This window comes from Rhizobium sp. 3T7, assembly GCF_020166565.1.
Taxonomy (GTDB): domain Bacteria; phylum Pseudomonadota; class Alphaproteobacteria; order Rhizobiales; family Rhizobiaceae; genus Rhizobium.
Genome location: NZ_JAIQXS010000021.1, coordinates 23,937 through 37,733, shown reverse-complemented (window position 1 = coordinate 37,733; position 13,797 = coordinate 23,937). Strand labels below are relative to the sequence as shown.

10 protein-coding genes are annotated in these 13,797 nt (G+C 59.2%); 2 read left to right on the top strand and 8 right to left on the bottom strand.

Annotation, left to right across the window (positions count from 1 at the left end):
• Positions 1-42: 42 nt before the first annotated feature.
• From K9B32_RS23465 to K9B32_RS23445, 5 genes are all read right to left on the bottom strand, one after another.
• Complete coding sequence (locus tag K9B32_RS23465) at positions 43-1,215, bottom strand: ABC transporter permease (RefSeq protein ID WP_007794952.1); 1,173 nt, start codon at positions 1,213-1,215, stop codon at positions 43-45.
• Positions 1,216-2,214 (bottom strand): ABC transporter permease, encoded by a 999-nt coding sequence (locus K9B32_RS23460; RefSeq protein ID WP_224566521.1) that lies wholly within the window; start codon positions 2,212-2,214, stop codon positions 1,216-1,218. It lies immediately after the preceding gene.
• 3 nt (positions 2,215-2,217) lie between these two features.
• Complete coding sequence (locus tag K9B32_RS23455; protein WP_224566519.1) at positions 2,218-4,128, bottom strand: ABC transporter substrate-binding protein; 1,911 nt, start codon at positions 4,126-4,128, stop codon at positions 2,218-2,220.
• Positions 4,122-6,014 (bottom strand): ABC transporter ATP-binding protein, encoded by a 1,893-nt coding sequence (locus K9B32_RS23450; RefSeq protein WP_224566517.1) that lies wholly within the window; start codon positions 6,012-6,014, stop codon positions 4,122-4,124. The genes K9B32_RS23455 and K9B32_RS23450 overlap by 7 nt, the downstream gene beginning before the upstream one ends.
• A 150-nt stretch (positions 6,015-6,164) precedes the next feature.
• Positions 6,165-7,511 (bottom strand): adenylate/guanylate cyclase domain-containing protein, encoded by a 1,347-nt coding sequence (locus tag K9B32_RS23445; protein ID WP_224566515.1) that lies wholly within the window; start codon positions 7,509-7,511, stop codon positions 6,165-6,167.
• Between the two features lie 448 nt (positions 7,512-7,959).
• On the opposite strand from K9B32_RS23445, the gene K9B32_RS23440 reads away from it, so the two are divergent.
• Positions 7,960-9,300 carry a nucleotide sugar dehydrogenase gene (locus K9B32_RS23440; protein WP_224566513.1) on the top strand — a complete coding sequence of 447 codons (1,341 nt, stop codon included), beginning with the start codon at positions 7,960-7,962 and terminating at the stop codon, positions 9,298-9,300.
• Here the strand turns inward: K9B32_RS23440 and K9B32_RS23435 are convergent.
• Positions 9,290-10,468 (bottom strand): DUF3095 domain-containing protein, encoded by a 1,179-nt coding sequence (locus K9B32_RS23435; RefSeq protein ID WP_224566511.1) that lies wholly within the window; start codon positions 10,466-10,468, stop codon positions 9,290-9,292. The two genes, K9B32_RS23440 and K9B32_RS23435, sit on opposite strands and share 11 nt — an antisense overlap.
• Positions 10,469-10,592: 124 nt before the next feature.
• Here K9B32_RS23435 and K9B32_RS23430 point away from each other — a divergent pair, with 124 nt between their 5' ends.
• Complete coding sequence (locus tag K9B32_RS23430; RefSeq protein ID WP_224566509.1) at positions 10,593-11,072, top strand: class I SAM-dependent methyltransferase; 480 nt, start codon at positions 10,593-10,595, stop codon at positions 11,070-11,072.
• Here K9B32_RS23430 and K9B32_RS23425 read toward each other — a convergent pair whose 3' ends face one another.
• Both K9B32_RS23425 and K9B32_RS23420 read right to left on the bottom strand, forming a co-directional pair.
• Positions 11,073-11,951: an FkbM family methyltransferase gene (locus tag K9B32_RS23425; protein ID WP_224566507.1), complete on the bottom strand. Its 879-nt coding sequence runs from the start codon at positions 11,949-11,951 to the stop codon at positions 11,073-11,075. It lies immediately after the preceding gene.
• On the bottom strand, positions 11,948-13,669 hold the full coding sequence (locus tag K9B32_RS23420; protein WP_224566505.1) for an adenylate/guanylate cyclase domain-containing protein: 1,722 nt from the start codon (positions 13,667-13,669) through the stop codon (positions 11,948-11,950). Before K9B32_RS23420 ends, K9B32_RS23425 begins: the two co-directional genes overlap by 4 nt.
• Between the last annotated feature and the right edge of the window lie 128 nt (positions 13,670-13,797).

Here is a 13,797-nt window from a genome sequence, read left to right as displayed (position 1 = left end):
CTGGCCGTCAGGCAACAGAGCAGCGCTCCGCCGGGCTGGCCGCTATTTGTAGGGATCTGCCGCATCGCGCAAGCCGTCTCCCAGAAAGTTGAACGCCAAAATTACCAGAACGACCGGTATAATCGGAAAAAGCAACCATGGATAGAATGCGATGACGCTTACGCTCTTTGCCTCCGTCAGCAGAATGCCCCAGCTGGTGATCGGCGGGCGCAGACCAAGTCCGAGGAAGCTCAGTGCCGTCTCGCCGAGGATCATGCCGGGGATCGAGATTGTGGCCGAGGCGATCAAGTGGGACATGAAGCCCGGCACGAGATGTCGGCCGATGACGCGCGGCGTGCTGGCGCCCATCAACTGGGCGGCCTGGACATAATCCTCTTCACGCAACGCCAGGAGTTTCGAGCGCACGGCTCGCGCCAATCCAGTCCAATCAATGATCCCGAGAATGACAGTGATCCCGAAGTAAATGACGATCGGACTCCATGTCACCGGCATGATCGCCGCCAGCGCCATCCAGAGCGGCAGGCTCGGCAGCGACTGCAGAACTTCAATGAGGCGTTGGACGATCAAATCGAAGATACCGCCCCAATAGCCGGCCAGTCCCCCGATGACGATACCGAGGCAGAAGCTGATGGTGATACCGATCAGGCCGATCGTCAGCGAAATGCGCGCCCCATAGAGAATGCGGGAAAGCACGTCGCGGCCGAGACGGTCCGTGCCAAGCAGGAACATTTGCCCGCCGACTGCCGGGCAGACCAAATGAAGATCAGAACTGACCAGTCCCCAGAACTTGTAGGTATCCCCGCGGCAGAAGAAACGGATCGGCTGCACGTCGTTTGGCTTGTCAGTGTAGATTCGATGGAGCGTGTCGAGATCAAGCGACATGCTGCGTCCATAGACAAAGGGGCCGATGAACTTGCCGTTGTCGAAGAAGTGGACCCGCTGTGGCGGTGAATGGATGAAGTCGACATTCTTGGTATGCAGCCCATAGGGCGCAATGAATTCGACGATAATGATCATGAAATAAAGGGCGAGCAGGAAGACGCCGGAGGCAAGGGCCAGCCGGTGCTGCTTGAACTTCCACCACATCAACTGCTTCTGCGAGGCAAGGTGGATGCGTGATTGCGCAGCCGTCATCCCTTCGGTTGCCATCGGATCGAAGGGTGCAGTCGAAACATAATGCGGCATCGGCGCGCCGGGCGGTGGCAAGGGCGACATTTATTTGGTGCTCCTGCCTTGGAGGCGGATACGCGGATCGAGGAAGCCAAGCGCAATATCGGAAACAAGTACTCCGACCACGTTGAGGAAGGCGAGGAACATCAGAAATGAGCCTGCGAGATACATGTCCTGGCTCTGCAGAGCCTTGATGAGCATTGGGCCCGTTGTCTCGAGTGAAAGCACGATCGCAACAATCTCGGCGCCCGAGATGATCGAAGGCAGGATCGAACCGATATCGGCGACGAAAAAGTTGAGAGCCATGCGCAGCGGATATTTCACGAGCGCGCGCAGCGGGTGAAGCCCCTTGGCGCGCGCGGTCACGACGTACTGTTTCTGCATCTCGTCGAGCAGGTTGGCCCGAAGCCGCCGGATCATCCCGGCCGTTCCGGCCGTACCGACGATAACGACTGGAATCCAGAGATGCGAGAGAATGGACCTGGCCTTTTCCCAGCTCATCGGCTCGTTGAGGAACTTTTGGTCCATCAAATGCCCGATCGACACCCCGAACCAGATATTGGCAAAGTACATCAGGATCAAAGCCAGCATGAAGTTCGGGATGGCAATGCCGAGCAACCCCAGAAAGGTCAGCCCATAATCGCCCCAGCTATATTGATGGGTGGCCGAATAGATGCCGATCGGAAAGGCGATCAACCACGTCAGCAGGATCGTGGAAAAGGAAACGAGGATCGTCAGCCAGAGGCGATCGCCGACGACTTCCGAGACTGGCAGCTGATATTCGAACGAATAGCCGAAGTCTCCGTGCAGCATGCCGCCGATCCAAAAGAAGTAGCGGACGATCTCAGGCTTGTCGAAACCGTATTGCTTCCGCAGCTCTTCGATTTCCTGAAGATTGGCACTCTCGCCCTGAGCCCGCAGCTCGGCGATCTGGCTCTCGAAGAAATCGCCAGGTGGGAGTTCGATGATGGTGAAGACCAGCGCCGAGATGATGAACAGCGTCGGCACCATCGCTGCAATGCGCCAAAGGATGTATTTCAGCATCCCTCAAGCCTCCTTGAACCAGAAGGCATCCGGCATATAAAGGCCGAGATAGGACGTTGGATCGAAACCATAGAGTGCCTGCTCTGGCACGTTCTGCAATTTGGCAGATCTGAGGATCGGCTGCAGCGTGCTGTTGATGAGGCCGATCGAGAAGACCTGTTGGGTGTAAAGCGCCAGCATCTGATGCCAGATCACTTCACGCTCCTCAAATCTCGCGGTATCGCCCCACTGTTTGAGAAGATCGACCAGCTGCTGCACTTCCTTGAGGTCGGGCGCGCTGCCTTCCTGTCCGGCAGACAGGTGATACATCCCCCAAAGCGGCCATTGCAGCTGATCGTCAACCGTTGGCGCAAGCTGCCCCGGAGACATATCGGCGGTTGCGACGCCGTTTTCGATGCCGTACCAGATCGACATCATGATCGTGCCGCTCATGGCGCGGCTGCGGAAAACGTCGCGTTGCGAGGTACGGGTGTAAAGAGCAAGACCGACCTCAAGCCAATGATCACGCACCAGTTCCAAAACGTCGGTGTCGAGATTGCTTTCGCCAGCGGTTTCCACTGTGATTTCGGCACGGCGGCCGTCCGGCAGCAAGCGAATGCCATCGGCGCCACGGCTCGCCAGTCCGAGCTCGTCAAGGAGCTTGTTCGCCTGATCCGGATCATGTGCAATGAAGGCCTCCGCATACTCGGGCCTGAAGAGGGGACTATCGGGTAGAACGGTATCAGCGCTTTCCTTGCCAAGACCGTAGAAGGCAACCATGTTGATCTCATGCCGATTAATCGCCATCGACAGCGCCCGCCGAAACCGGGCCTCGTGGAAGAGGTTGCGCCAGACCTCATCGGCGCAGTTGAGGTTCGGCAGCAGCGCAACACGCGATCCGCGCACCTGCTTCCACAAATTGACCTTCACCGGAAACCGCTTCTCTGCATCCTTCAGGAAGGTGTAGTCGCTGAAGTCAACGCCGGTTGCCTGCAAGTCGGATTCACCGGCGCCCGCCTTGGCGGCAATGATCGAGGACGAGCTGACGTTGAGGATAAACTTGTCGATATAGGGGAGTTGCACCCCGTTCTCGTCGACCCGATGGAAAAACGGGTTGCGCACAAATACGAATTGTTCGGCCGGCAGCGGCGTGGTGTTGCGCCATGGATCGAGCGTCGGCAAGTCCGGATTTTCAGGGCGCGAGGCGCGCGACATCTTGATGTGCAAGTCCGCCCACTTCTTGACGCGGTTTTCCTTCATCAGCGCCGAAAGACGGAAATCATCCTGATACTTCTTGTGGAACTGTTTGAGGTAGTGTCCGGGTCCGAAAATCACGAGCGGTAGCGGACCGGCGAGCGCCGGCATGAACATCGGATTGGGCCGCTCCCAAGTGTAGCGAACCCTCAATTCGTCGAGGACTTCGAATTTCGGCAGATTGCCATGCGGCCTCAGCTCGAGCGCTCCGCCACCTGGCGTCAGCTCCTTGTTGAGGATCACGTCTTCCCACCAGTAACGGAAGTCGTCGACCGTGAAGGGTGCGCCGTCAGACCAGCGGTGTCCCTCGCGCAAATGGAACGTGAAGACAGTGTCGTCCTTGGATTCGAAACCAAGCAGAATATCCGGCTGGAACATCAGGTGCTTGTCATAACCGACCAGGCGCGAATAGCCGTAGACGGTCATATAGCGGATGTCCTTCTGGCTCCCGATGATCGTGCGCACCGTGCCGCCATAGACGCCCGGCTGCCGACCCGCCTCCTTCATGTTGACGATCCGCGGATGGGTCGGCAGCCGATCCACCATGACAGGGATACGTCCTGCGCGCAGCCAATCCCTGAGGAACTCCGGCTCGATGTCACGATCCGCTGCCGCCTTGACGACCGAAGGCAGCATTGTCGAACCGACAAGGCCACCTAGAAACGTGCGCCGCGTTACCATGAGCGAAGCTCCTTTGCGTCCGCACCCTTGCGGGCCCGCACGAGATGGCCGTTGCCGAGATCTGCGTAATCCAGTTCGGAAGCGTCATCATGCTCCGCCGTAAAGGTGATACCCCAATTCTGCTTGTCTGCGGCGCCGTTCTTTCTGAGCGCTTCGAAATCGAGCGGCCGGTTCAGGTCGGGGAAGGGAACTGCTGCCAACAGCGACTTCGTATAGGGATGCACGGGATCACGCAGAATGATCTCGCGTGGCGCGATCTCGACGATGCGCCCCTTGCACATGACGGCTATGCGGTCGGCCATGTAGTCGACGACCGCCAGATTGTGCGAAATGAACAGATAGGTGAGCCCAAGATCCTTCTGCAGGTCCTTGAGCAGGTTGAGAATCTGGGCCTGAACGGACACGTCGAGCGCCGATACCGGCTCATCTAGAATGATAAGCTTCGGCCCAAGTGCCAACGCACGGGCGATGCCGATACGCTGACGTTGGCCGCCGGAAAAGCTGTGCGGGTAGCGGTTCAGGTAGCGTCGGTCGAGGCCGATGGCGCCCATCAGCGCCTCAACGCGCTGTTTGCGCTCCGGCCCATCCCCGCGGTCGTGGATCTCCAGTGGCTCGCTGAGAATATTACGCACGGTCATACGTGGCGACAGCGAGGAAACGGGATCCTGGAAGACCATTTGTATCTTGGTGCGCAATTCCTGCAGATCGTCGCCTGAGACGGACAAGACGTCGGTGACATCCTTGCCGTCGTTGAAGATCACAGAGCCGCCGTCCGGGGTTACGGCGCGCATCAATATCTTGCTGACGGTCGTCTTGCCGCATCCCGATTCGCCGACGAGTCCAAGACACTCACCCCGTCGGATGTCAAAACTGACATCATCGACGGCGTGAACCAGCGCGGCCTCGCGCGTTCCAAAGAGCCCACGGTTGCGGGTCTTGAACGTTTTCGAGAGGTTGTTGACGGCAAGCAGGACCTCCGGCCCCTCAGCCTTCACCTTCTTCTTGCCGATCAGGGATTCGAGGTTCACGGGCACGTCACGCAGTGCCTTGAGGCGCTCGCCGGGCTTCATGTCGAAGTGCGGGACGGCCGCCATCAGGCCCTTGAGATATGGATGCTGAGGGTTGCGGAAGATCGACTCGACCGGCCCCGCCTCCATGATCTCGCCGTGATAGATCACCACGACCTCGTCCGCCATGTTGGCGACAACGCCGAGATCGTGCGTGATCAGCAGCATCGCCATTCCGAGCTTGTGCTGGAGGTCGCGCAGCAGCTCCAGGATCTGCGCCTGGATGGTCACGTCGAGCGCAGTTGTCGGCTCGTCGGCGATCAACAGCGCCGGATTGCAGATCAGCGCCATTGCGATCATCGCGCGCTGGCGCATGCCGCCAGAGAGTTCGAACGGGTACATATCGAACGTGCGCTTCGGATTGGCAAAGCCAACGAGACCCAGCGTCTCCTCGGTCTTCTCGCGCGCTTCCCTTTTGTCGGCGTCCGTGTGGATGAGGAGCGCTTCGCTGATCTGATTGCCGACCGTGTGGATCGATGACAGCGAGGTCATCGGCTCCTGAAAAATTGTCGCCATGCGACGCCCACGCAGGTCACGCATCTGCTCGCTGTCGCGCGAATAGCGCAGAATGTCCGTCGTCTTGCCGTCCAGGGGGTCGGTAAAAAGGATACGTCCCTCGGCCGTCGCCGGATTCGGGAGGATGCCCATTATGCTCTGGCTAATCACGGATTTACCTGAGCCGGATTCTCCGACGAGCGCAGTGACCTTGCCCGGCAAAATACGGATATTCGCGTTCTTTACGACGCGCAGGCGATCGCCGAAAACCGAGAAGGAAACGTCGAGGTTCTCGATGCGCAACAGATCCGAGGCGGACGCCATACCAATGAAATTCCCCAGTTTTCTATGTTCCCGTTAAGGCACACTATCGTACCGCAATCGGGGTGTCCAGTTGATGACGGACACACAAAAACCGGCGCATTTCTTGCGCGGCAAAGTGAAATCTGGACCTGTTTTGAGGTGGGTACGCCTCTACTGCATGAACTTCTCGACCGTTGGTTTATTGGCCTGCTTGAGAGCATCACGATGAAGCAGGATGACCTGCTCCGCCTCTGAAAGTCCGGTCGGTGCGACCTCGCGGAATTTCTCTTCGACATGAGGGACGGGCGCCGGCACATGCGGCTGCAAAATAGTGACCTTCTGGCGGATGCCGCGCAGTTTTTCCTCTCCCAAGGTGCGCCACTCGCCGCCGCAGTAGCCGGCAAATGCCTGGCTTGCGACCACCTCGCTCGAATATTTCTTTGTAACCGCTTGCAGGCGCTGGACTTCGTTGACGGCCGAGCCGAATGCCGAAAACGTCAGTCGGTCCTTGAGGCCGACATTGCCGAACATCACATTCCCGACATGCAGGCCGATTCCGTAGGAAACCTTGCTCAGGCCTGCGTCCGATCGTTCCCGGTTCAACTCCGCGACACGCGCTTGCGCCTGATGGACGGCGGAAAGGGCGGCCTGACAGGCAATCTTGGATGGGTCTTTGTGGCGGCCACAGGGATAAACCGCCAGGAAACCGTCTCCGAGGAAACTCAAGATCTCACCGCCATTGCGGTTGAACGGCGCAGCGATCGCGTCGAAGAACTGGTTCAGCGTATCAATGTAGGCCTGCCGGCCTTCCTTTTCGGCGTACATAGTCGACTGGCGCATATCGCCCATGACGAGGGCAGCACGGATTGTCTCACCGTCACCACGACGGATCTGGCCATTCAGCACGCGCTTGCCCGCATCGCCGCCCAGATAGGTGGTCAGCATGTTGTTGGCGAGCTTGCCGAGAACGGCCATCTTGGCCGCAACGGCAAGGTGGTTCTGCATGCGCAGCAGCGCATCGATCATGTCGTCGGAAAAGCCTGCGTGGCTGTCCGTCGACCATGACCCCATCATGCCCTGCACGGAACCATCGCCAAACGGCTGAACGAAAGCCAAATAGTCGGTGATGCGCTCCTGCCGCAGATCGATGAAGACCGGAAATTCGGCCGGTCCATCGGCCGAAATCCGGCGGCGAATGTGCTGCAGATTGTTGTCCAACAGGTAGTAGTAAGGGCTCTGCAAGAAGCGGTCGGGCTTCTGTCCTGCCGCGGTATGGCGAAACCCCTCGATCGTCACGCCACTTGCCCGTCGCCACGTAAAGCTCAGCGCGTCGTAAAGCGGGTGCAGCATGGAAAACGTCAGATGCACACGTACGATCGGCAAGCCCGCTGCCGCAATGCGCTCGCAAAATCCGCGAACGATGCTCTCGAGGTCATCGCCAGCCAAAGAAGAATTCGTCAGCCATTCGGCGACCCGATCCAACAAAATAGTGGAGACGGTGGTTTCGATCGTGCCCATTCTCGGTAGTATCCTCATAAAGCACGTCCATTCCCAAAAAGCGTCAGCAACCCTGCCTGCAGCAACGCCGTGCGCAGGGCGGGAAGGAGGATGGACGAGCGGTAATATTGTGTCAACGATCTGCCGGGAGCCCAGCAGCGGCACCTGTCAAACCCTTATTTTGGTGGGCGTGACCGGCAATCCTTTCTCGCGGTTCGTTATTGAAAATAAATAGGCACGGCGCCGACCCCAAACAATGGCATCCGCACATTTTCTGACGTTGTGGTGCAATCTCTTGGGACGCCCGAGTCTTTTTGGTCACACTGGCAGGAGCGGCGGGGAGATTGAGGCACACCCATGGCACGAATTTTCACGATCGCGTCAGTGCTCAGTGAACTGCGGGCGGGTTTCAATTGCCACGGTCTTACATTAGATCAGAGTACCCTTCAGCACTGAGATGAGATCTGCCTTGGCCAGTTCCTCCGCCTATGACATCCTTTCCAACAAGATCGAAGCGCGCAGCGCCCGAGCCGGCGTCATAGGGCTCGGCTATGTTGGCTTGCCGCTGGCAATCGCCATTGCCCGCAGCGGTTTTGCTGTCACTGGCTTCGACATTGACCCCAAGAAGATCGTCTCCCTGGATGCGCGGCGCTCCTACATTGATGCCGTCGCAAGCGTCGATCTCGCTGCCGAAATCGACGGCAGACGCTTTTCCGCCACCACGGATTTTGCCGGGCTCGCGGCTTGCGATGTCATCGTGATCTGTGTGCCGACGCCGCTCACCAAGCACCGCGACCCTGATCTTTCCTTTGTCGAGGCGACGTCTCGGTCGATCGCCGAGCATCTGCGGGCCGGCCAGCTTGTGGTCCTGGAGTCGACGACCTATCCGGGCACCACGGACGACGTCGTCAAGGCCATTTTGGAAAGAACCGGCCTCAAATCGGGCACGGATTTCTTCGTCGGCTTTTCCCCAGAGCGTGAGGATCCCGGTAACCAGCATTATCACACGGCAACAATCCCCAAGGTCGTTGCCGGCGACGGCCCGCAGGCATTGGCACTCATGAGGAGCTTCTACGGCGCGGCGGTCAAGACCGTGGTTCCCGTGTCTTCCAACGCGACGGCAGAGGCCGTCAAGCTGACCGAGAACATCTTCCGGTCGGTCAACATCGCGCTCGTCAACGAGTTGAAGACCGTCTACGCCGCCATGGGAGTTGATGTCTGGGAGGTGATCGAGGCAGCAAAGACCAAGCCGTTCGGCTACATGCCCTTCTATCCTGGGCCAGGACTCGGCGGACACTGCATCCCGATCGATCCCTTTTACCTGACCTGGAAGTCCCGCGAGTACGAGTTGCCGACGCGCTTCATCGAGCTCGCTGGCGAAATCAACTCGGCAATGCCGCGCTACGTCGTCGGGAAACTTGCCGAAGCACTCGACATGCGCTTCGGCAAGGCCCTCAGTCGCTCGCGCGTGCTGGTTCTCGGCTTAGCCTATAAGAAGAACGTCGCCGACATTCGCGAGAGTCCTTCGCTGCGCCTCATTGAGATCATCGAAGAGCGGGGCGGCAAGGCCGACTTCCACGATCCCCATGTCGGCGAGATCCCCTCGACGCGCGAGTACCAGGACTTGAAAGGCCGCAAATCGGTGGACCTTACGCTTAAGGTGTTGCAAGCCTATGACGCCGTTCTGGTGGCGACCGACCATGATCATCTCGACTACGCGCTCGTCGCAAACAGTGTGCCGCTGATCGTCGACACTCGCAATGTCTTTGCTCGTCTCGGGCTATCCGCCGGTCACATTGTCAAGGCGTGATCTGAACGCCTGAGAGCTGCTTGCCCGTGATCTGGCTCGCGGCAACGGCATAGCCGCCGCTGGCGCCGTCGATGAAGTGCACATGGTCGCGCGAAAGCGGTGTTGGAACGAAGCAGGTCATCAACGCGGACGCCTGCCGGTGCAAGCCGTAGCGGGCGATGCCTTTGGCTTTTGCGTCCTCTAGCAGCGCCTGAATACGGCCGAGATGGTCCGAATCGACATCGATCGTCATCTTCAAGCCATCATCAAACTTGCGGAAATCGGAATTGCCGGAAACGTCCTGCGTGTAACGCCGGGCGTCGAAGCGGCCGAGCTTGGCACCCAGTTTGTGCAGGACGACCACGAGGACAATCTGAAGGAGGATGAACAGCTTCTGCTTCAGGCGCTTTCCCGGCGGTGCTATCGCCCGTGCCTCGCGATCGACGCCTTTCATCGAAAAGGCAAATTCGGGACCGTCCGACGGAACCGGATGGCCGCCGCGACCCTGTTCGGCAGAGATTGCCACGACGTCCATCACGAGCTTGCGAAACTCGGCGGTGGGGCGACCGCCTTCGGCCGGTACGGCGATGATTGAGACGATTTCGCCGTTGTGAGCGGCGATCGGGCTCCAGCGGCATGACAGGCCCGTCAGATCCGGCCGCGTGCCTGGCGGCGCGGGCTCGACACCATAGCGCCCACTCTTCATCTGGCGCTCGGCCCAGCTCGCTCCACCCCCGGCAAACATTGCGTAGGTGACGAACGGACTGGCCGCATGACGCGCGACGCGAACGTCCAGGCCCTCGTTGCGAATATCGGCGAGAGGCACGACCGCAATGCGCAGCGTCAGGCCCATTTCCTCCTCAACCCAGCGCTGCGCCGCCGCCAGTGCGTCGCGCGCAGCAACCTCCAGGTTTCCGGGCAAAGCGACCACGGCGCCGTCGCCGCCGAACACGAACGGGTAGTCTCCCTTGTCGACCGCATTCAGGATCGCTGAAATGACGCTGACGCCCGCCATGTTCACGTCCTTGTAACGGCCGGCCGCAATTGCCGGTGTCGAACCGACGATGTCGGCGAGTGCCAGAAACCAGCCGTCTGGGAGCGGGTGATAGTTGCTCGTATCCGTCACCCGCTCGAAGTCGGTGAAGACAGGCACGTCGGCGAAGAATCTTTCATTCGAAACGTCGTTCATGTGAGAAACCTAGCACAGACCCATGCTGTGACTGCAACGCCATTTTGCATCTACGGCAATCGACTTCACACAGTTTCATGTGCTAGCACCGAGTCGAAAAACTATTGAATGGACAAGAACATAGATGAGCCGTCTGGACAGCTTCATCCGCCGTTTGACGGCTCAGCGCGATATCCTCAATGCAATCGTCGAGCTTGTGAACGGCACCGAAGGCCCGGTGTTGGAATTTGGCCTTGGCAACGGCCGCACCTACGATCATCTGTGCGAGCATTTTCCGGATCGTCGCATTATCGCCTTCGATCGTGAGGTCCGCTCATATTCGTCCTCCACGCCGCCGACGCAGAATATGGTGACCGGCGACATCCGTGAATCCGGCCAGGCTTTCGTCGGCATCGGCGCAGCTCTCGCGCATGCCGATATCGGTACCGGTCATGACGACATCGACGCGATCACGCTGACATGGTTGCCGCAACTGATGGTCGGCGTCCTTGCCAAAGACGGGATTGCCGTCAGCGGTCTGCCGCTGGATCGCCCGGAGTTGGAGCCGCTGGCGCTTCCTGCAGGCGTGAAGGAAGGCCGCTACTATCTCTATCGGCGGAAATAATCAGGGAAGAAACAGCACGTCGTACTGTTCGATGCTGCCAGGCAGGTTCACGACCTTCATCTCCTGCTCTTCCTCCTCGAAGAAGACCAGGCAATTCTCGTAGAAGCCGGCGAGCGTCTTGATGAATTCGCGGGTCTGTTCCGGTCCGTAGAAGAGTGGCGTGAACTCCATGTAGACAGGCACGCGGCGCGACAGGAGTGGCAGCATCGAGCGGCATGCGACTGGCTCATAGCCTTCGATGTCCATCCAGACGAGGCCGATATCGGCAGGATCGATCGAAAGCTCATCGAGGATCTGTGTCACCGGCTTGACCGGGACGCTCGTCTTCTCATCGCTGGCACTCTTTCGGTACGCGCTGCTTTTTCCATGATTGTTGGCGTTCATAAAGAAGTCGATCTCGCCAGCTGTCGCCCCGGCGGCGCAGTTGACCAGCGTCACCATCCTATCGAGCTTGTTCTGGCGAATATTTTTCTGCAGCAGCGGGAAGTTGCGCGGGTCGGGCTCGATGCTGACGATGCGGGCATAGGCGCCGCTCAGCGCGAAGTAGACGGTCTGCGTTCCGATGTTGCCACCGATCTCCAGGAGATGGCCGTGCTTGCGCATCAGGCCCCGCTCACGCAGCACCGTGATCAGCCGGTCAACATGCTCGCGCTCGAAGTGCCCCTTTCGAAAGACCTTTCGCCCGATGTAGTCGGATGGCGAAAAGGTCATGAGGTGATCACCCGCATCGACCGTCATCGAGACGACCCGCGGCCCGATGTTCTCGATCAGCAACCGCCGCCCGGTGCGGGTATTGAAGAACCTGCTGGCAATCGCATTGCGTGCCCGACGCAGGCGCTTCTTCCAGAATTTGGCCTTGAGCCAGTCGCGGCCTGTCATGCATTTTTTCCTTCGACCAGTTCGGCGGCCTTGTCACTCGCAATGACATACACTTTCAGGGGCAGGGCGCGGCCACGCACACTGATTTCACGGCTTTCGACACCGGCCGTATCCGCTCCGGAAAGGTTTGCGACCGTTTCGGAAATGACGATTGCCGCATCGAATTCCTTGGCAGCTGTCTCCAGCCGGCTTGCAACGTTGACCGTATCGCCGATTGCAGTAACGCTGCGTACCCGGCCATAGCCGAGCGTTCCGACAACCGCGGGGCCAGTGTGAATGCCAATGGCTATGTGAAGCGGCATGGAAAGTTCGTCCGAAAGCTCGGCGCCGAGCTTCTCGATATCACGCACGATGGCCGCCGCCGCCGCAAGCGCTTGGCGACAGGCCTCTTCGGGAGAGCTGCCGATGCCGAAGAGCGCCATGGCGCCGTCGCCGATGAACTTGTCTATTCGCCCCCCGGCTTTCTCGACGGCATTGCCGACCAGCGCAAAATAGCGGTTGAGCAGGAATACGATGTCGAAGGGGAGCCGCGTTTCCGTCAGTGAGGTGAAGTGACGGATATCGCAGAAGAGAACGGTGATCTCTTGTTCACGTCCGGGGCTCGTCTCCTGAGCGTTGGGCGGCAATGCCGCCTCCTGTGCTGCAACGAGCAGCGGCGCGACGGTCACGTCATGCGTCGGTCGCAACTGGCAGGCAAGGCGCACATCGGGCGCTGCTTTGATCCGTTTGAGCGTCGAATGCTCCAGCTTGTCGGGCGGCGGCAGATCGTCATAGCGGCTGAGGATCTGGACCCGGCAGGTCGAACATTGCCCCTTGCCGCCACAGACAGAATAGTGCGGTAAACCGCCCAGCCTGCTTGCCTCAAGAACCGTAAAGCCGCGCGGCACGCTGATCGCCTCACCGCCCGGATATCGCACGGTGATCTGATTGACGCGCTCCCTCCACCGCCGCCAGGTCCGCGCACCGACGACAGTCAGCAGCGCGCCCGAAAATGATCCATACAATCCCGCCCGTATCATCGCGATCTGGCGCTGCGCTTCCGGGTCTGAATAATAGCGGATGTTGAGATTTTCCTGATACCGATCCGTATTGACCATGCCCTCGTAAGCAGGTTCCGCAATCGTTCGACCCATCTCGATGAAGCCGAGTATGCCAAGCACCGGCAGCAGGATCGCAACGGCGAGCAGCATTGCGGCGATGCTATCGTACCAGGGTCGGTAGCGTAGCCAGAAGTGCAGGCCGATGCAGCCGTGGGTCCATACAGCGAGAAGCGCGACAACCTGTCGCCAGCCGTTGGCTGGCGAGGTGATCCAAAGGAGACGAACGATCGTCTCGTAGTCATCCCGATGCCGGAAGAGCGTGTGGGCAATCCGCGTGCCGATGACATGGTCGATCAACAGCAGCGGAATGGCGATTCCGAGCACGATCTGGGTCATCTCCGCGGCCGGCATCACCAGGCTCCTGCGTCTATAAACGGAGCGCAGCACCAAGGTGATGTGCGTAAGGACCGCCCCGTAGAACACCACCGTTCCCACAGGGTTGCGCCAGATCGCCAGGAAAAGCCTTCGCCCGTCGTCAGCGGCCGAGACGGAAATCAGACCCAACGCATGGTTGGAGAGATGCAGCAGCACGAAGAAAAACATGACGAGCCCGGAACCGAGCCGAGCGTGTCTGATCGAGCGCTCTGAAAAAATACTGGTGGCAGCGATCGTCGCCATTCATTCCCGTTCTTGAATACCAAATGACAAATGCAATAGAGAGGACGGAATTAAGGTGGAATTGCCGCCACTGCGATTGCGATCGCCTTTCATGTCTATCAGCAAAACTTATGCAAGCTGACAATAGC